Here is a 20,287-nt window from a genome sequence, read left to right as displayed (position 1 = left end):
CCTATCACCTGCACAGATCCGCACGTACGGAGTTACAGCATACGGCCCCTATTTTATGTTTTGACGCCGAATCGGGCTGTGGGACAAAAGCGTATCGGTGAAGAACAGGGCAAACTGTTCATCCGCCCTAACGACAACCAATTCAGACCAATAGTTTTTTAATAATCTTGGGTAGCGCGATTGCCGTAAACCCTCTCTCATCATCATCAAACTCACCGACACGCTTAAAAACAATACCCTTTTTTTTGCTTACGCAATGAAGACGCTCAAAGTCTTTAGACATCTCACCAGACCATCCCATATCGAGAGCATTCAGAACATCAAATTTTTCGGGCAGCGCGACGATATATGAGCAGCGCTCATCTATAACTACATCTGCAACTGTTTCTATAGACAATTCCGAAAGAAGCACTGCACCAAAAAATTTCAAGCCCCCACCAACTTCGACCATAGCTTCAAGAAACTCATTACTACCAGATATATCAAACCCTCTTGATCTCAAAGCCCCCCATAATCTTTTATATCGAACAATTCGCGTATCTGGCTGCGTCGCTGAATTACCCAAGAACAACCACACATCATAATGAGGAAATTTCCCGACTATCGCTTTATAGATAAAATTCAAAACGAAGGCTAGTGGCTTTTTTACCTCCGTCGAAACAGAATAACTTGCGGCCGATAATACAACTCCGCCAGCGTTAAATTCGCGCGCAATATTAAGCACCTCATTTTCTTTTGAAACATCAAAAGTGCTAGCGATTCGAATATCAGTAGTCATAATGATTCCCAGATTCGTCATTGAAGTGAGAGCCTCGATTTTGTGGATTTCCCACACCAAAATCATGCCCACCCTCGTCGTCTCGAATCCTTATCGTTCGAGTACCTCCACCTGACGCAGGCACCTCAAACTCATAAATTTTTCCGGGCTGAGGATTACCCCTTTTATCCACATTGGATAGGACGCGACTAGGCTGCTGACTTGTCGGTATGCCTGATTGACGCTTGGCTTCATTAAATGCACCATTTCGCCCAGCACCAACCGGACTCATATTTTCTGGAACTGTGACCTTTGCAGCAACTGTACCAGATGTTGCAGGAGTCCGACCCAGCAACGCCATCCCACCAGCAGCCACGAGCTCCGTAATTAAGGTAGCACGTTCTTTTATATCAAGCTGCCGACCCTTCTGAGCATCGAGCCAGCTCGTATCTTTGACCCACTGATCAAGCCCGGCCGTTTCCTCCGGTGTCAACCAGCCTTCCCTCACGTTTTTGGCGTAAGCCATCTGCTTATCAGAAACGAATAGCGCGCCCCAACCATCCACGCCTTGTGAAGGAACAGCAATCGCCCCGGGATTGCCGGTAAGCAAACCAGCCATATCATACGAAACGCTGCGCTTCAGGAAATTGAGCAAGTCCTTGGCGACAGGCTCTGTGAGCGTGACCGCGCTTTTCTGAATGTCCTCGACGCACGCTCGGCTTGTGCAAGCATTGATGGCCGTTGAGCGTTCGCTCGATAGCTTCTCGTAGTCAGCAATGATCGAGCGGATGTTTTGCTCTGAGCACCCGTTCGAAGCCCGACAGCCTTGCAGCTCATTGAGTAACCGCTCCGCTGAAGGGTGGTCAAGATTGTTATACTGCGTACTGTTAGCCGTCACCGCCGCTGCTGCCGATGCGTCCCCGCCCGTTGCGGCAGCAGTCAGCGCACCGATCAACTCCGAGGCAGTCATCAGCTTGCTGACACCTGCCTGATAGGCTTGGGAATCTCTGTCAACGCCTGCTGGCAGAAGCCTTTCAGCCAGATAATCGACAACCATTTCATTCGCGCCGGCGGCCAAGGCACCCGTTCGGAAATCTCCGCCCATGGCCTCGGACATCAAACCGCCAAGCACGGCATGCATGCCGACTTTGGTGAGTTTGCCCTCATCGAACAGAGTGAAATCACCGATCTTGCCTGCGGCAATGGCGCCACCCGTAGCGATTCCCGTACTGACGATGGAAGAGCCAAGGTTATCCTTGAAACTCCCGCCCATGATCGCGGTCTTGACCACCGACTCAGTGATTACCTTAGTCGCAACGGTCTGAACACTCGCAAGGTCCAAGCCCAGATTTTTCGGGTTGATGGTCGGTACGAACCCTGCCATGACGCCCGCCATGGCGTATCCCTTGATGGCGTTGGAAGACGTCACGTCTTTGAACACGGCGCCAAGATCACCCTTGTTGTTGATCGTGCTCGTCACCGCCGTCGTCGCAACGCTGGTTGCTACAGCGCCGCCAATACCAGCGCTTAAACCAAAGCCTGCTGGGCCCATCACCGCCGCCATCAGGATGGCGACAACAATCTGCGCAGCAGGGCCAAGGCCCGAGTTGTCGTACTTGAAGCTTTCGTGGATTTCCTTGACCTGACGCCAGTCGATGTCACCTCGTTTCTCGGCATCCTTGATCCAGGCCAGTTGCGGATCGGCCTTGACCATTGCATCGATGCTCTGGCTTACGCTTTGCTGATCGACCTGTTTCACATCAATGCGCAGACCGTTGACGGCCTGAATGGCAACTTCGCCTTTGGCCACCAGTTCGCTCTGGCGAAAGGTCTCGTCGGTTGTCCCTTTGCCTTTTGTCGAGAACCACGCTGCACTGCTTTTGTTCTTGGTGTGGCTTTCGTCGTGTAGGTCTTTCACGCCCTCGAAATCGATTGCGCCGCCACTGTTGATCAACAGGTCGTTGCCACTGTTCAGTTTGGCAACCTGATAACGCTGGTCGCCGCCACTTGCCAGCGTCAGGTTACCGCCTGTAGTGATTTCACTGCTGATATTGCGCGTGTCGGTCACTTCATCGCGCTTGAAGTTTTTCGCCCCAAAACTCCCCTTCTTCTTTTTGTCATACAGCGAATAATCACTGTCCTGCGCAGCCAGAATGTCCAGGTTCTCACCGGCTACCAGATACGCCTCTTTACCAGCCGTGATGCGGCTGGAGATCACCGCAAGGTTCTGCCCAGCCTGCAAGGCAACGCTGCCGCCTGCATCAAGGTCCGCTGCGATCTGGCTGACGTGGTCTTCCTGGCGGGTCAGCTTTTTGCTTTTCGACAGGGAGTGTTCTTCGTCCGCCGCCGAGCTGATGGTGAGGTTTTCGGTCGCGGCCATGGCGATGTTGCGTTTGGCGTCGATCTGGCTGGCGATGACGGAGATGTCGCGCCCGGCCTGAACGGTCAGGTCGCGACCGGCACTGGCGGTGGAGCCCAGTTGGGTGATGTCGCTGCTGTTGTGTTTGCTGTCCGAGAACAGGCTGTTGGTGACTTCGGTCGGGGCAATGGTGACGTCGCGTCCGGCCTGGATGCTCATGTCGCGGCCGCTTTCCAGCACGCTGCCTTTGTTGATGACATCGCGGCCCGCCGAGATGCTCATGTCGTTGGCGGCTTCGATGCGCGCTGCGCTGTCGGCGAACTCGTTGTGGCGCTGACCGCGCGCACTGTTGTCCATCGAAGTGATGCTGCGCTCGTTGATCACGTCGCCGTTGATGGCGGTCAGTGAGACATCACGCCCTTTGATGATGCCGCCAGCGGTGTTGATCAGGTCGTTACCCGCCAACAAGTCCAGACGGTTGCCAGCCTCTATCAGCCCTGTGTTGACCAGGTTGTTGCCCGCCACTGCCGACAGATTATTGGCTGCACGCAAGGTGCCGACGTTATCGAGGTTTTGCCCGGCAATCAGCGAGACGTCGTTACCCGCAATCAACGCACCGGTCGGGCCAAGGCGATTGTCGGCCTGAGCCAGGTACAGCACCGGCACCAGCACTGTCTCGCCATTCACTTCGTGCTCTTCGAGCCAGACGATGTCGTGGGTCAGTGCAGCAACTTGTTGTGAACTGAGCGATACGCCGACCGCCAGGTTCAGCTGCTGTTTGCTGGCGATGGCGTTGTTCATCAGGTACTTGAACTGGGCCTCATTGGAGGTCTGGCCGTCGATAAACGCCTGGCCGGTTCGGGCCACGACGGCCTGCTGGACAAGGCGTTGCTCATACAAACCATCGCCCAGGCGCTTGGCGCTGACTTCCGGGTCGTAACCCAGACCTGCGAGCAGGTAATCCGAGCTCATGAACTGTTTTAGTTCGGTGAGGACCGGGTTGGTTTCGATCAGGTATTTCTGGGGTTTGGAAACGAATGAGCTGCTGGGCAGGCCTTCTACTCGGGTAACCGTTTGCGCTGCTGCCGAAACAACCGGGGTAATGACACTGGCTTGCGCCACGGTGACGGGCTGATTACTCGTATCACGTCCGCCACATTTGCCGCAGTACCCACCAGGCTATGGACTAAACCCGACTCGGCATCGACGCCGATATGCGCTTTCATGCCGAAGAAATACTGGTTTCCTTTCTTCGTCTGATGCATTTCGGGATCGCGTTTGCCGTCCTTGTTCTTGATCGAGCTCGGCGCATGAATGATCGTCGCATCGACCACCGTACCTTGGCGCAGCATCAAACCTCGATCACCCAGATAGCTATTGATGACCTGCAAAATCCCGCCTGCCAACTCATGCTTTTCCAGCAGGCGCCGGTAATTGAGAATCGTGGTTTCATCGGCGATTCGATCCAGACTCAAGCCTGCGAACTGGCGCAGGATCGTTGTCTCGTAAAGTGCTTCCTCCATCGCCGGATCGCTGTAACCAAACCAGTTCTGCATCAGGTGAATCCGCAGCATCGCCATCAGCGCATAGACCGGACGGCCACCTTCGCCCTTCGGATAATGAGGCTAAATCAGTGCGATCAAGCCTTCCCAGGGTACAACCTGATCCATCTCGATGAGAAAGCGTTCGCGGCGAGTCTGCTTACGTTTACCCGCGTACTCGGCATCGGCGAAGGTCATCTGTTTCATCAGGGAGGCTCGGTGAAGGGTGTTGGGGTATTTTGCCAAATCAGGAAACCTTTTTCAGAGTTTCCTTAAATTAATGCAACAGGACAAATACCAAGGCAAGTAGAGATCACATAAGATTCAAGCCCGTTACACTCAGGGATAACCCTCAATGACTTTCCCCCCTCAAACTTCAACACCAGAATCGCCCCCTCTTCAAGCGAAGCACTTGTCACCTGGCAATTCAGATAATCAAAAAGTAACTCGCTGGTGTTCACATCCTCACCGTGCCCCTGTTGTTTCCGTCCTTGTGTTTCACTTGTAAAGGGACACTGTATTAGCACGGTCGCACCACTCCCGAATATCAAAATTTGCGAGCCAACCCCAACTGTTACACCTGTAAGCACTGTTGAATCCAGCTCTGCCAAATCGGCTTCATTAATCATAAATACACTCTCATCGCTTAGGCGGCACAGTATTTGGCGGCAATGGCACATGTGTATCTCCCCTTGTGCCAGTACCACCGGTTGCTGGGTTTATCGGCTGTCCATTTTTCACAGAAATCCAATAACCATTTTCTAACCCGGGAACTGGGGTCGAACCTGAAGGCATCAATCGAATATAAGTACTTCCAGAAGCACTTGGATCTGTGCCCGGCGGGTAATAAATTGTGCTGCCAGAGGCCCTACCAGGACGGCTTACCCAACCCAATGGAATTACTGGCCCTTGAGGCGGATTGGTGAATGGCTGCAACTTTGGCGGCACCTTCGGCCCCGTACTCGCCACCTCTGTCGCTTTTGCACCTTGCAGATAATCTACAGCCTTTTGCACTCTAGTCAACGCCAGTGCTTCTGCTGGCTGTAGAGCCGCATTTGTAGTTGGCTTGCCCCCCACTGCCGCGCCCGCCATCAACCCAAGTCGCTGATCGACGGAAGCCCAGTCATTGATGACTTGGTTCATGTTTTCTAGCGTGCTCAGCGAGCGCTTCACCAAGAGCTGCTTGTAACCTTCGCAAGCACTCGTAGGACAATTCATGTCCAGGATTGAACCCAGCGAATCCAGAACCCGATCTCTAGTCTCTCTTGCACGCTGGGATCCAGCTATGTCGTCGGCGTACTGAATGTTTGCTTGGCTGTCCTCATCAAACTTACCCTGCTCCCATTTTTCTCTCGCACACTTGTCAGTATCGCAGCCAAGCATTTCTTTTATAAACGCTTCTTTTTCACTGTGCTCAAGGTAATTGAAGGTCGTGGCCTGCTGAGCAACCCAACCGGCGACGGCTTGGTCTTTATCAGTTCCACCCGCGGCGGCCGCAACCGTTAAGCCAACTAGCTGTGAGGTCATTGCCAATAGTTTATCGTGGGATTCCCCTACAAAAATCTTGTCGCCCACCAAATTTACAAATGCCTCATTCGCTCCAGCAGCCAAGGCTCCAGAACGGAAATCACCGCCAGCAAGCTCAGCGATCAATCCGCCAACAAGAGCGTGCGCAGCCAGCTTTGAGGGAAGCCCTGAAAACTCCAATTTTGTTCCCAGCTTGTTGTAGATACCTGCTGACATAGCATCTGCGGCAGAACTGATTGCAGCTTGGGCAAGATTATCCGTCAGGCTTCCCCCATTTATTGTAGTATTTGCTGCAGCGCTGAACCCTCCTTGCGCAAGCGTATAACCTGCATAGTTTGTAAAACCATCGAAACTTCCCAGATCAAAGCCATGAGTTGCTTTCGCTGTGTTTTCTGGAGAAACACCATATGCCGGGTCAAGAATTCCCGCGGCAAACCCAGCCGCCAGCCCACTTACCAAGTAGCCTTTCATGCTTTCAGCAGATGTCACATCTTTCAGCGCTGCGCCAAGGTTGCCTTTATTATTAACTGTGCTTATCACTGCCTGAGAGGTGGCGGACGTTACCCCTGCTACAACTGCAGCGTTTACAGCAGTACCTATCGTTGCAGCCGTTGTCACGGAAATGCCAGCAGCGGTAGCCGCTCCGCTAGCAGCAGAACCTGCAGCCAGCCCTGTAGACGCGAATGTGCCAGCACCCGCCGTCAACACTGTAACGACAATAATGATCGCCAGCATTGCACCCTGGCCCAAGCTTGAGTTGTCGTACTTGAACGAATCATGTACTTCTTTGACCTGCCGCCAATCCACGTCACCGCGCAGCTCTGCCTCCTTGAGCCACGCCAGTTGCGGATCCGCTTTGACCATTGCATCAATGGTCTGGCTAACGCTTTGCTGGTCGATCTGTTTGATATCGATTTTCAAGCCTTGAACAGCGCGGATCGCCACTTCCCCCTTGGCCACCAGTTCGCTCTGGCGCAGGGTTTCGTCGGTGTTGCCCTTGCCTTTACTCGAGTTCCAGGCGAGGTCACTTTTGCTCTTCTCGTGACTTTCCTGATGCAGGTCTTTCACGCCCTCGAACGTAACCGCACCACCGCTCTCAATCGTCAGGTCCTTACCGCTCTCAAGCTTCGCAGCTTGATATTTCTGATCTCCCCCACTCGACAGCAACAAGTCACCACCGGTGGTGATCTCACTGCCGATGTTTTTCACATCAGTGATTTCGTCACGCTTGGTTTTCTTGGCACCGAAGCTGCCTTTCTTCTTCATGTCGTACAGCGAATAATCACTGTCCTGCGCAGCCAGAATGTCCAGGTTCTCACCGGCTACCAGATACGCCTCTTTACCAGCCGTGATGCGGCTGGAGATCACCGCAAGGTTCTGCCCAGCCTGCAAGGCAACGCTGCCGCCTGCATTAAGGTCCGCGGCTATCTGGCTGACGTGGTCTTCCTGGCGGGTCAGTTTTTTGCTTTTCGACAGGGAGTGTTCTTCGTCCGCCGCCGAGCTGATGGTGAGGTTTTCGGTCGCGGCCATGGCAATGTCGCGTTTGGCGTCGATCTGGCTGGCGATGACGGAGATGTCGCGCCCGGCCTGTACGGTCAGGTCGCGACCGGCACTGGCGGTGGAGCCCAGTTGGGTGATGTCGCTGCTGTTGTGTTTGCTGTCCGAGAATAGGCTGTTGGTGACTTCGGTCGGGGCGATGGTGACGTCGCGTCCGGCCTGAATGCTCATGTCGCGGCCGCTTTCCAGCACGCTGCCTTTGTTGATGACGTCGCGACCCGCCGAAATGCTCATATCATTGGCGGCTTCGATGCGCGCGGCGCTGTCGGCGAACTCGTTGTGGCGCTGACCGCGCACGCTGTTGTCCATCGAGGTGACGCTGCGTTCGTTGATCACGTCGCCGTTGATCGCGGTCAGTGAAACATCGCGACCTTTGATGATGCCGCCAGCGGTGTTGATCAGGTCATTGCCCGCGAGCAGATCGAGCCGGTTACCAGCTTCTATCAGGCCGGCGTTGACCAGATTGCTACCGGCAACCGCTGACAGGTTATTGGCCGCACGCAAGGTGCCAACGTTGTCGAGGTTCTGGCCGGCGATCAGTGAGACGTCGTTACCCGCAATCAATGCCCCGGTCGGACCAAGGCGATTGTCGGCCTGTGCCAGATACAACACCGGCACCAGCACTTTCTCGCCATTCACCTCGTGCTCTTCGAGCCAGACGATGTCGTGGGTCAGCGCTGCGACTTGTTGTGAACTCAGCGACACGCCCACAGCCAGGTTCAGTTTCTCTTTGCTGGCGATGGCGTTGTTCATCAGGTACTTGAACTGCGCCTCGTTGGAGGTCTGCCCGTCGATGAACGCCTGACCGGTTCTGGCCACTACTGCCTGCTGAACGAGGCGTTGTTCGTACAAGCCGTCACCCAGACGCTTAGCGCTGACTTCGGGGTCGTAGCCCAGACCTGCAAGCAGGTAATCCGAACTCATGAACTGCTTAAGCTCGGTGAGGACCGGGTTGGTTTCGATCAGGTATTTTTGCGGTTTGGAAACGAAGTTGCTGCTGGGCAGGCCGTCCACTCGGGTAACGGTCTGTGCTGCTGCGGCAGCGACCGGGCTACTAACCGTTGTAGTTACCGGACGACCCTGAGCGTCGGTTACAACCTGGCCGGCATTGTTGATCCGTGTGCCCTGCACCATCCCGATATTCTGGGCCGCCGAACTGCCGGATCCTGTGGCGGTGATAACCGGCATGCCTGTCGAACCTGCATTTTGCACAGGTAGCAAAGCACCACTTCCCTGATTACCCGTCGCGATACCGGTGACACTATCGACGCTGGTTAAACCTGCGGAATCAGAGGTATGACCGGGTAGTACAAATCCGCCTATGGACGCGGCGCTTGGGGTGCTGGCGTCGAAGGAGGATGCATTCGCGCTTACGCCAGCGCTTTGCCGTGTTGTCAGGCCAAGCTGGCGAGTAGCGTTGGATATCTGGCCTACCGAACCGATCTGGATGGTGCTTGCCTGCGCGTCTGAAACGGTATGCTCGCGTTGAGCGACGGATACCGCCGCGCTGCCCATGGTCCAGCTTTGAGGCAGGCCGACGGGTTTAGCGACAGCGGCTGCGGTGCCGGTCTGGCCGCTCAGACGGAACAGTCCGTTCTGGCCGGTGGGCAGGCTGAAGCCTGGCAGGCTTAACGGGTTGACTTGTTGTTGGGCCAGGTCGGGGGGAAGCTGAGCATTGATCCTGATAACTGTGGCGCCAGTGCCGGACGTACGCGTGTCCTGAACCTTGCTGGTGCCTGCGCTGCCTGCATAGTCTTGGTGAATGACACTGTTTTGCAGATCCTGCTTGGCATTAATGGATACATTTCCACCCGCTTGAATGACTGCACTGCGTCCGCCGTTACCGCTGCCATCTTTTGCGACTTCAACGTCACTGATAAGTGCGTAGCTTTCCAAACCAGCAGGCAGTTGCACCAGATTGTTACGATCATATTGAGACTGCGGGCTGGTCCCACCGTAGCCATAACCGGTGAGCGTATTGGTAACTGCCTTTCCGGTCGACTTATCCTTGACCACCACCGTTTTAATCGTGCCACCATCACGCCCTGGCTCACGTGTCGTCACGGATGAGGCAATGCCCAGGCTCAAGCCACCAGCAGCATCAACATAATAAACATAGGGGAAATCAGGATTGTTGCGCTGATTGTAAGCAACTACCTGAGGCATGAATCGGTTTACCGTACCGTCCGTTACCCTACCGGAATTATAGGTACGTGTGCGCTCGATACTGCCACTGACAGCACCCAGGTTTTTGACACTATTGGCCTGAATGTCGATGTTTCCCGTCGCGCTGATGGTGCTTTTGCTGTTGAGGAAATCACCGCCTCTGAAAACGAAATCGCCTCCAGCGGTCAGCAGAGAGGAGGCAGAGGTGTCGTTATCTTGCCCACCTTCGTAAAACTCTCTAGCGATGTAATCAACATTGTAATGATCGCCACTGCAATCATTACAAAGTACGGCGATAAATCCTGAAACCAGCGTGCGACCGACAGCAAACCCTTGAGCGCCGCCTGCGTCAGAGGTACGGTTAGTAAAGCTCCCCGAATTAATGGTGAGGGTCCCGCCGCTTTCTATTGACCCGGATATATTTGAAACATCATTAGCCTGAGCTCCGCCACCGTAGCCTTTTATAAGTAGCGCTCGCTGACTGTAAAGGTCACCATTCTGGTTGGTAAAGCTATTGACATTCAGCGTTGTATCGCCGCCGCTAAACATCAGACCTCGATCATTGATGAGAGACGGCGTTGCAAGCGTCAGGTTTTGCGCGGCGCCCAAGGTTCCGTAGTTGGCAATGCCGCCAGCATTCACGACTAAATCGCCTGCTGAGGTCAGGCGCCCGCTATTTGTAAGTTGGCCACCAATATTGATTTCGCTGTTACCACCACTCGTGATGCTTGAGGCGCCGTTCAGATTCAGTTGCCCGGCGGACAGATACATGCCACCGACACTAGAAGTCCTACCATTACCGGTAAACGTCCCGCCAATACGTATATCTACCCCGCCATCACTCGCAATCAACCCATCATTCGTCCAGTTCCCGCCACTCCCACTGAACGAATTCGACGCCAGCAATTGCCCGCCCGCCGTCTGATTCAAGGTTCCGACATTCACCGTCAATCGCCCGGCCTGAATAACGCTGCTGTTGGTCCAGCTATCAGCACTTAGTGTCAAACCACCGCGGGTGACGATGCTGCCGCCAGCATTGGTCAGGTTGGCCGTAGAAATATCAAACGTGCCATTACCTGTATGCAACAGCGACCCGCCCCCATTCAGAAAGCTGCCCGCATTGAGAATCAGGTCGCTGTTGGCGCTTTCCAGGGTGCCGTTGCGGTTGTCGAACAGGTTGCCGATCTGGAAGTTTGTTGCGCCACCACCGCCCAGCGCGCGCAGTTGCCCGGTCTGGTTGTCCAGACTGGCAGCGGTCACGGCCAGTGTGCTGTCACTTTCAATGATGCCGAAGCGGTTGTTCAGTGCGCCGCTCAGGTTCAGTTCGACCTGGCCGCCGGCGATCTGGCCGTCGTTGTCGCCACTGTTGTCGAAGTTGCCACCGTTGACCCGCACCAGGCCTTTGGCGTAAAGGCCGCCGTTGCGGTTGTCGAAGCCCGGGGTAGTGATCAGCGCTTCGCCGCCGCGCGCGGAGACTCGCCCGCCGTAGTTGTCGAAGCCGCCCAACGCGGTCAGGTTGAGGCGCTGCGCCTGGATGACGCCGCCCTGGCGGTTGGCGTCATAGCCGTTTTTAAGCACGCCACTCACGTTCGCGGTGAACAGACCTTGCAGGCTGGACAGCACTCCGCCCTGACTGTAGAGGTTGGCGCCGCTCAGGTTCAGGTCACCGTTCTGCGCGATGATCCGACCATTCTGGTTGTCGACGGTGCCAGCGACATCGACGCGTAGTGCGCCTGCGCTCTGTACTGTGCCACGCACGTTGGACAGGCTCGCTGCCTGTACTTGTGCATCGGCGCTCTGGCTATAGATCAAGCCATCGGCATCGTTGAGGACACTGCCACCCGCGACGACAGTCAGTGTGTTGTTGGCTGCGATTGTGCCGCGGTTACGGTTGTCCAGTTGCCCGGACGTGTTGAGGGTCATCAGGCTCTGGCTGATCAGTTGCCCGGCCTGGTTGTTGATTGCCGTGCTACGCCGCAACAGCAGGTTACCGCCGCTGGCCAGCTTGCCGCTGGTATTGGTCAGGCTGCCCAGCAGGTCGAGTGTCATCTCGCCCTTGCTGCTCAGATTACCGGCGCTGTTGTCGAGGCTGCTACCTTCGAAGCTGAAACTCTGCTGGGCCGTCAGATTACCGGCCGCGTTGTTCAGGGCATTGGCTTTGATGGTCAGCCCGGCACCACTGTCGATCAGGCCGTTTTGGCTGTTGTTCATCAGGCCGGCGACGGTCAGGGTCTGACCGGTTCCGCTGGACAGGATGCCGCCGCTGTTGTCGAGACTGTCAGCGATAACGCTCAGTGTGTTCTGGCTGACCAACGCACCGTTGCCGCCGTTGAGCAATTCACCGGTCAGGGTTGTAACGAGGTTACCGCTGCGGCTGGACAAGGTGCCGTCGTTGCGGTTGTCGAGGCGGTTACCGGAGACGTTCAGACCCTGCCAGCCAGAGATCAGACCGTTCTGGTTGAGCAGGTTGGTCGCGTTGACCGTCAGCACGTTGCTGCTGATCAGCTTGCCGCTGCTGTTGTCGAGGGTGCGGCCGTCGACTCTGAAACTCTGCGCGCTGGAGACCTCGCCAGACTGGTTATTCAGGTCGCGAATGCGGTTAAGGGTCAGCGAACCGTCTGCCGTGATCAAACCGCCGAGGTTGTTGAGGTCGTTGCCTTGCATGTCGATGGACAGACCGGCATTACCCATCACGCGTCCGCCGTTGAGCGACAGTGCATTGAGTACCAGGGTCATGTCACGTGTGGCCGACACTTCGCCGCCGTTGCCGGAATCCAGACTGCCAGCAGCCAGGTTCAGGGTGCCGGTGCTGTTGACCAGGCCCTTCGCGGTGTTGTTGATCGATGTAGCGTTGAGGACCAGGCTGGTGCCGCCCAACACCTGACCGCTCTGGTTATCGAGGCTGGCCGCGCCTACCTTGAGTGCCTGAGCAGCGTTGATCAGGCCTTTGTCGCGGTTGGTAAGCAGACCGGTAACCGTCAGGTCCAGGTTGTTGCGGCTGGTCAGCGTACCGCCCGTGTTATCGAGGGTATTGGCGGTGGCGTCGACACCGGCTGCGGCGATCATGCCTTTGACGTTGGTCAGCGCACGGGCGATGCGCAGGGTCAGCAATTGGTTGCTGAGCAGTTTGCCGCCGCTGTTATCGAGTTGTTGAGCGTTGACGGTGAACGCCTGAGCGCTGGAGATTTCGCCGTTCTGGTTCAGAACCTCGTTGACGTTTTTCAGCAGCAGTGCGCCTGGCGCGTTGATCAAACCGCCCTGGTTGTCCAGCTGGCCGTTGTTCAGGTCCAGGCTCAAGGAGGTGTTGCTGAACAGGCTACCGCCCTGCTGACTCAGGCGGCTGACACTGGCGGTCAGTGCCTGGCTGCTGCCGATGCTGCCGCCATCGCTGTTGGTCAGTTGTGCGCTCGTCAGGTCCAGACGATCACTGCTGCTGACGCGACCGTTGTGGCTGTTGTCGAAATTCCCGGTCTTGAGGGTCAGCAGGCCTTTGCCGCTGATATTGCCTTTCTGGCTGTTATCAAGACTGGCACTTTTCAGGTCCAGCGCACCATCGGTCAACAGTTTGCCGCCCTGGTTGCTGATTGCTCCGGTGCTGTCGAGGGTCAGGGTTCCGGCGCTGGAAATGCTGCCTGCGGTATTGGTCAGACTGCTGGTCTTAACCGTCAGGACATCTTCGTTGCTGATCAGGCCTTGAGTGTTGTCGAGCGTCGCAGACAGGTCGATACCCAGAGCTTTGAGGGCACTGATCGCGCCACCGGTGTTGTCCAGCGTACTGCCCACCAGCGTCAGACCGGCTTTACTGGAGAGCAGACCATTCGTTCGGTTGGTGATCTGCGCAACGTTCAGCGTCAGGGCTTTCTGCGCCAGCACCTGACCGCTGTCGCTGTTGTTGAGTTGCTGGCCGGTCAGGGTAATCACGTCCTGACTGGACAGTTCACCGCCACGGTTATCGATGTCGGTGACATTGATATCGAGGGCTTGGGTTGCGCCGATGAAACCGTTCTGACGGTTGTCCAGCGCGTCGCCGCGCACGGTCAATGTGCCTTGGGCAAGCATCTGACCGCCCAGTTGCCGAAGGCTGCCGATCTGTGCGTTGAGGTTCTGTTTGCTGGCGATCTGGCCGAGACCATTGTCTGCTGTCGCGGCACTCAGCGTCACATCGCCGTCGCCAATCAGCGTGCCCTTGACGTTGGTCAGGGCGGTATCAACCGTCACCTCCAGGCCTGCGCGGCTGCTGATCAAGCCTTCGGTGTTGTCCAGGCTCTCGCTGCGAGTGTTGAGCGCCGCAGCGGAAATCGTACCTTTGATGTTGCTCAGGGCCTTGTTCACGATCAGTGTCAGGGCCTGACTGCTGAGCAGTTTGCCGCCACTGTTATCGAGACTGTCGGCGTTCAGGGTAAAGGCCTTTGCGCTGGAGATTTCGCCGTTCTGGTTGGCCACGCCGTTGAGATTCTTCAGCAGCAACACGCCGGGGGCGTTGATCAAACCGCCCTGATTGTTCAACTGGCCGTTGTTCAGGTCGAGGCTCAGCGAGGTGTTGCTGAACAGCTCACCACCTTGCTGATCGAGGCTGGTCACGCTGGCCGTCAACGCCAGCGCACTGGCAATACGTCCGGCGTTCTGGTTGATGACTTTACCGGCCGTCAACTGCAGGGTGTCGCTGCTGGTCAGGCGACCGCCCTGGCTGTTGTCGAAGGTGCCGGTGGTGACCTGCGTGGCACCCTTGCCAGCCAGTTTGCCCGCCTGACTGTTGTCCAGGCTGGCGCTGGTCAGTGTCAGCGTTGCGTCGGTAGTAACGGAGCCCGCCTGGTTCTCCAGAGCGCCGGTGGTGGTGACGCTCAAGGCATCGGCACTGGACAGGCTGCCTGCTGCGTTTTGCAACGAAGCGGCATTGACCGTCAACCCCGCTTCGCTGCTGAGCAGACCACCGCTGTTGTCCAGCGCACCGGACACATCAATGCTCATGTCCTTCTGGCTCGCCAGCGTACCGCCTGCGTTATCCAGGCGTGCACCGTCGAGACGCAGGGTGTTACCGAACAACAGGCCTTTATTCAGGTTGATCAAGCGCGCCACGGTCAGTCCAAGCGCCGTGCCCGCCAGGACCTTGCCGCCGTTGCTGTTGTCGAGCGTCTGACCAATGATGTCCACACCGATCTGGCTGGACAGTTCACCGGCCTTGTTGTCGATGTCGGTAACATCGATTTTCAGCGCTTTTGTGGAGCCCACCAGGCCGCCTGCCTGGTTGTCGAGGGTTTTGCCGGTCAGGGTCAGATTGCCCTGCGCAACCAGCTCGCCGCCCTGCTGGGTCAGACTGCCGATATTGGCGACCATGTCTGCCTGACTGGCGATACGACCGCTGCCGTTGAGAGCGCTGTCGACCTGCAACTGCATCAGGCCAGCGGCGTTGAGCAGACCGTTCTGGTTATCCAGACGCGTGCCGACCAGTTCAAGACCGGCATTGCTGTTGATCAGGCCTTTTTGCGTGGTGCTCAGGCCGGTCTGGCTATTGTCGAGGGCATCGACGAACAGCTGCAGGCCTTTCTCGGCACGAATCGAACCGCCACGGTTGTCCACGCTGTCGCTATGCACGATCAACAGGTTCTGCGCGGCAATACGGCCACCGCGGTTGTCCAGCGTCTTGCTTGTCAGGTCCATCAAGCCTTTGGCTTGCAGGCTGCCACCCGCGCGATTGTCCAGTGCGCCGCTCAGTTTCAGAGTCAGTTGGCCATCTGTGACCAGTACACCTGACTGGCGGTTGTCCAGACTCGCGGCACCGATGTCGATACCCTGCCCTGCGCCCAGTGTTCCGGCCTGATTGTCGATGGTTTCAGTGATCACCAGTTTCAGGAACCGGTCAGCCATGACCTGGCCAGCGGCGTTATCGAGGCTCAGCGCATTCAGGGTCGTGTTACCAGCGCTGGTCAGCTCGCCGCTGCGACTCGACAGCTTGCCAGTGACGTTTACCAGCAGGTCGGCATCGCTGCTCAGGCTGCCGCTGTTGTTATTCAGCTCATTGGCCGTCAGATCGATACCGTTGCCGGACACCAGACCGCGCAGGTTGGTCAGCAACTGGTCAACACGCACAATGAGCGCTTTGTCGCTGAGCACCGAGCCCGCGGTGTTGTCCAGCGACGTAGCGGCCAGGGTGAAGCCGTTGGCGCTGGAAATTTCACCGCTGCGGTTGCTGACTGCATTGAGATTTTTCAGCAGCAACTGGCCCGGCGCGGTAATCAGACCGCCGTCGTTGTTCAGCACGCCGTTGCTTAAATCGAGGCTGACATCGCTGTTGCTGTACAGACGGCCATCGTTGGTCTGATTCAGACCGGTGACCACAGCGGTCAGGGCCATGGCGCTGGCGATACGACCGGCGTCACTGTTATTGACCAGCCCGGCATCAAGCTGAAGGGTTCCGGTACTGGTCAGGCGGCCGCCTTGCTGGTTGTCAAAAGCACCGGTGACAAGCTTCACACCCTTGCCGGCGATACGACCGTTCTGGCTGTTGTCGAGACTGCCACTGGTCAGCGTCAGGGTTGCATCACTTAGAATCTGCCCGCCGCGGTTCACCACAGCGCCATCGACCGTCAGGGACGAGGTGCCGGAGCTGGTGACGCTACCGGCGGTATTGCCCAGAGAGGCGGCGCTCAACACCAGCGAGCCATCGCTGCGCAATGTCCCCTGATCGTTGTTGAGGACGCCGGTAACTTTCAGGCCCAGACTGTTTTTGGCGTAGACGCTGCCACCGCCCGTGTTGATCAGTTGCCCGACGTTCAACTGCATACTCTGCTGGCCGGAAACGGCGCCTGCGCTCTGGTTGTTCAGGCTGTCGGCGTTGAGCAGCAACGCACCATTGGCCAGTAAACGGCCCTTGCCACTGTTATCGAACTGGCCGACGGTTGCGGTCAGCTCTCCAAGGCTGGAGAGCTCCGCGTTGCGGTTGTCCAGCGTCGCGGCACTCAGCTCGACACCGGTGGCGGAAATAAGGCCGCGCAGGTTGGTCAGCAACTGGGCGACACGCACGATCAAGGCTTTGTCGCTGATCACCGAACCTTCGGTGTTATCCAGCGTGGTAGCGGCCAGCGTGAAGCCATTGGCACTGGAGATTTCACCGCTCTGGTTGTTGACCACGCTCAGGTTTTTCAGCAGTAAATGGCCCGGCGCGTTGATCAGGCCGCCCTGGTTGGTCAGCACGCCGTTACTCAGGTCCAGGCTGACGTCGCTGTTGCCGTACAACCGGCCATCGTTGGTCTGGTTCAGACCTGTTACTACGGCGGTCAGCGCCATGGCGCTGGCAATACGACCGGCGTCGCTGTTGTTGACCAGACCGGCATTCAACTGGAGTGAGCCGGTACTGGTCAGGCGGCCATCCTGATGGTTGTCGAAAGCGCCAGTGGTGAGGACCACACCATTGCCCGCAATGCGACCACTCTGGCTGTTGTCCAGGCTGCCACTGGAAAGCGTCAGGCCGGCATCGCTGATGATCTGCCCACCCTGGTTGACGACCGCTGCATCGGCTTTCAGCGTGGCAACACCGGCACTGGTGACCCGACCGCCAGTGTTGGCCAGAGAAGCTGCTTTCAGGTCCAGCGTGCCGTCACTGCGCAGTACGCCCTGATTGTTATTCACTGCACCGGTCAGCGTCAGACCCAGCGTGTTTTTTGCATAAACGCTGCCGCCGGAGTTGGTCAGTTGTCCCAGAGTCAACTGGACGCCCTGCTGTCCGGAGACCACGCCGTTCTGGTTATTCAGGTTATCGGCGGTCAGCAGCATTGTGCCGTTGGCCAGAAGACGCCCTTTCGCACTGTTATCGAACTGGTCGATGGTGGCAGTCAGGGTGCTCAGGCTGGAAATTTCCGCGCTGCGGTTGTCCAGCGTTGCAGCACTCAGATTGACGCCATTGGCGGAAATCTTGCCGCGCAGGTTGGTCAGCAACTGATTGATGCGCACAACAAGCGCTTTATCGCTGAGCAGCGAGCCGTCCGTGTTATCCAGCGAGTTGGCAGCCAGTGTAAAACCGTTGGCACTGGAGATTTCACCGCTCTGGTTGTTGACGACATTCAGGTTTTTCAGCAGCAACTGGCCAGGCGCATTGATCAGGCCGCTCTGGTTGCTCAACAGACCATTGCTCAGGTCCAGGCTGACGTCGCTGTTGCTGTAAAGCCGGCCGTCGTTGGTCTGATTCAGGCCGGTGACCACTGCGGTCAACGCCATGGCGCTGGCGATGCGACCGGCGTCGCTGTTGTTGACCAGCCCGGCGTTCAGTTGAAGCGCGCCGGTACTGGTCAGGCGGCCGTCCTGATAGTTGTCGAAAGCGCCAGTGGTAAGCACCACGCCATTGCCGGCAATGCGACCACTCTGGCTGTTATCCAAACTGCCGCTGGAGAGCGTCAGGCCCGCATCGCTCAGAATCTGCCCGCCCCGGTTGGCGACTGCGCCCGTTGTGCTGACCGTTGCCGTACCGGCACTGGTCACGCTGCCACTGTTGTTGCTCAGAGAGGCTGCACGCACATCCAGAGTGCCATCACTGCGCAGTGTGCCTTGGTCATTGTTCAACGCGCCGCTGACGGCCAGGCTCAGACTGTTTTTGCCGTAGAGACTACCGTTGCCAGCATTGGTCAGTTGCCCCAGATTCAGCTGTACACCTTGCTGTCCGGCGACCGAGCCGTTCTGGTTGTTCAGGTGGTCAGAGGTCAGTTGCAGCGCGCCGCTAGCCAGCAGACGGCCTTTTTCGCGGTTATCGAACTGGCCGACGGTCGAGGTCAGGCTGCCGAGGCTGGAGATTTCCGCGCTGCGGTTGTCCACGCTTGCCGCGTTGAGCAGCAGATCGCCATTGGCGCTGATAAGCCCCAGCTGGTTGAGCAACGGCCCGGAAATACGGGCTGATAAGCCGCTGCTGCTGGACAGCTTACCTTGCTGGCTGTTGTCCAGAGAACCGGCGGTAATGGTCATAGCGCCATTGCTGCTGATCAGCCCGCTCTGGCTGTTGAGCACCTGAGACGCGTTGATATCGACAGTGCCGCCCTGGCTCAGAATTCGGCCTGACTGGCGATTGTCGACGGCAGTGGCCACGATGCGTGTGCTGGACTGCCCGTTGAGTGTGGCACCCTGGTTGTTCAGGGTCTGGCTGATAGTGACCTGCAGAGCGCGACTGGCAGTGATGCTGCCGCTGTTGTTGAGCCCGTAGGCAGACAGCGTCACATCGCCCGATGTATTGCGGCTATTGTCGGCATTGACGCCAGCCTCGATCACCGCGGTGTTATTGATCTGGCCGCCTGCGGAAAGTGTCAGTGCATCGCGCGCGGCGACGTTCTGCCGGGTGATGAGATCACCTGCCGTGGTCATGCCCAGTGACGACCCTGCGTAGACCGGGCCGTTGACCTCGGCACTGTTGGCCCTGGCCGTGACAGCGCCGCTTGCTGCGGTCTGCGTCATGCTCAAATGGCCGTTGGCATCAAGCTGGATATCACCGCCACTGGCCGCCAGATCGCCAGCCAGCCTGACACCCACACCCGCCTCGGTGCCCACCAGACGGATCGCGCCGGCATACATGCCGCCCAGCGCCGAGCTGTCGACGGCCAACTCCGGTTTGGCGCTGCCGTCGTCAGGCAAGGCCGTGGGATTCAGCGTCTGCGCGTCGACATCGTTGCGACCGGCAATGATGTTGAGGCGCCTAGCGTGCAGCTCGGCATTGATCTTCGCGCTACGGGTAATGATGTCGAACTGGTCGACGTTGTCTGCGTTCAGCCCCACGCCGTCGATGGATATGCTGCCGCCCTGCACATTGAAACGCTGCAACTGCCCGTTGGCATCCAGCACCGGCTTGCCGGTGGTCAGGGTGACCTGCGGGGTATTGATGAAACCGCAGCCGTTGCAACTGATGCCGTAGGGGTTGGCGACGATGACACGCGCCGCCTGCCCGGCCACTTCCGTGTAGCCCTTGAGCTGGCTGGCGTTGGCCCCGACCACTTCGTTGAGAATGGTGGTAGCGGCCGTGCCGCGCAGGTTGGAGTTGCCAACGATAATTCCGCCCAGTTGGGTGCTCTGGGTCTGGTTCGTGGAGTTGTTGAGGATGACGCCTTGGCTGTCGACGTTGTACTGCTGGAACTGGTTGTGCGACAGGCCGCTGGCATTGGGCGTGGCAATGTTGACGATGGGCACGCCATTACCGGCCTGGCTCAGGCTGGTATTCGGCCCACTGACCACGATACCTTCGGCCTGAACCAGCAGCGGCTGCCAGAACAGGGCATTGGCCAGAATCAGCGCGAGGCCGCGTTTGGGCATTCCCCAAAAAGACTGGCGCTCGATCAGCACGGCGGAAGGCTGACGAGCAAGCAGAGCCAGTTGGTGAACGTCCATGTAAATGACCTCGGAACAGGTAGG

At 57.4% G+C, this 20,287-nt stretch carries 3 protein-coding genes and 2 pseudogenes; all 5 read right to left on the bottom strand.

The window, feature by feature from the left end; all coding sequences use genetic code 11:
• Positions 1-142: 142 nt before the first annotated feature.
• Positions 143-778: a hypothetical protein gene (locus RGM3321_RS06870; protein ID WP_239985121.1), complete on the bottom strand. Its 636-nt coding sequence runs from the start codon at positions 776-778 to the stop codon at positions 143-145.
• Positions 768-4,262: pseudogene (locus tag RGM3321_RS06860) on the bottom strand (DUF637 domain-containing protein); the annotation flags it as partial. The pseudogene RGM3321_RS06860 and the gene RGM3321_RS06870, both read right to left, overlap by 11 nt.
• Positions 4,253-4,864, bottom strand: a pseudogene (locus tag RGM3321_RS06855) (IS5 family transposase); the annotation flags it as partial. The pseudogenes RGM3321_RS06855 and RGM3321_RS06860, both read right to left, overlap by 10 nt.
• Positions 4,865-4,929: 65 nt before the next feature.
• On the bottom strand, positions 4,930-5,286 hold the full coding sequence (locus RGM3321_RS06850; RefSeq protein ID WP_244392252.1) for a hypothetical protein: 357 nt from the start codon (positions 5,284-5,286) through the stop codon (positions 4,930-4,932).
• A 10-nt stretch (positions 5,287-5,296) separates the two neighbouring features.
• The gene (locus RGM3321_RS06845; protein WP_244392251.1) at positions 5,297-20,263 is read right to left on the bottom strand and encodes a filamentous hemagglutinin N-terminal domain-containing protein; all 14,967 of its coding nucleotides are present in this window, start codon (positions 20,261-20,263) and stop codon (positions 5,297-5,299) included.
• Between the last annotated feature and the right edge of the window lie 24 nt (positions 20,264-20,287).

The sequence above is a fragment of the Pseudomonas sp. RGM 3321 genome, assembly GCF_022836805.1.
Classification (GTDB): domain Bacteria; phylum Pseudomonadota; class Gammaproteobacteria; order Pseudomonadales; family Pseudomonadaceae; genus Aquipseudomonas.
This window is presented reverse-complemented; position numbering and strand designations above follow the sequence as displayed.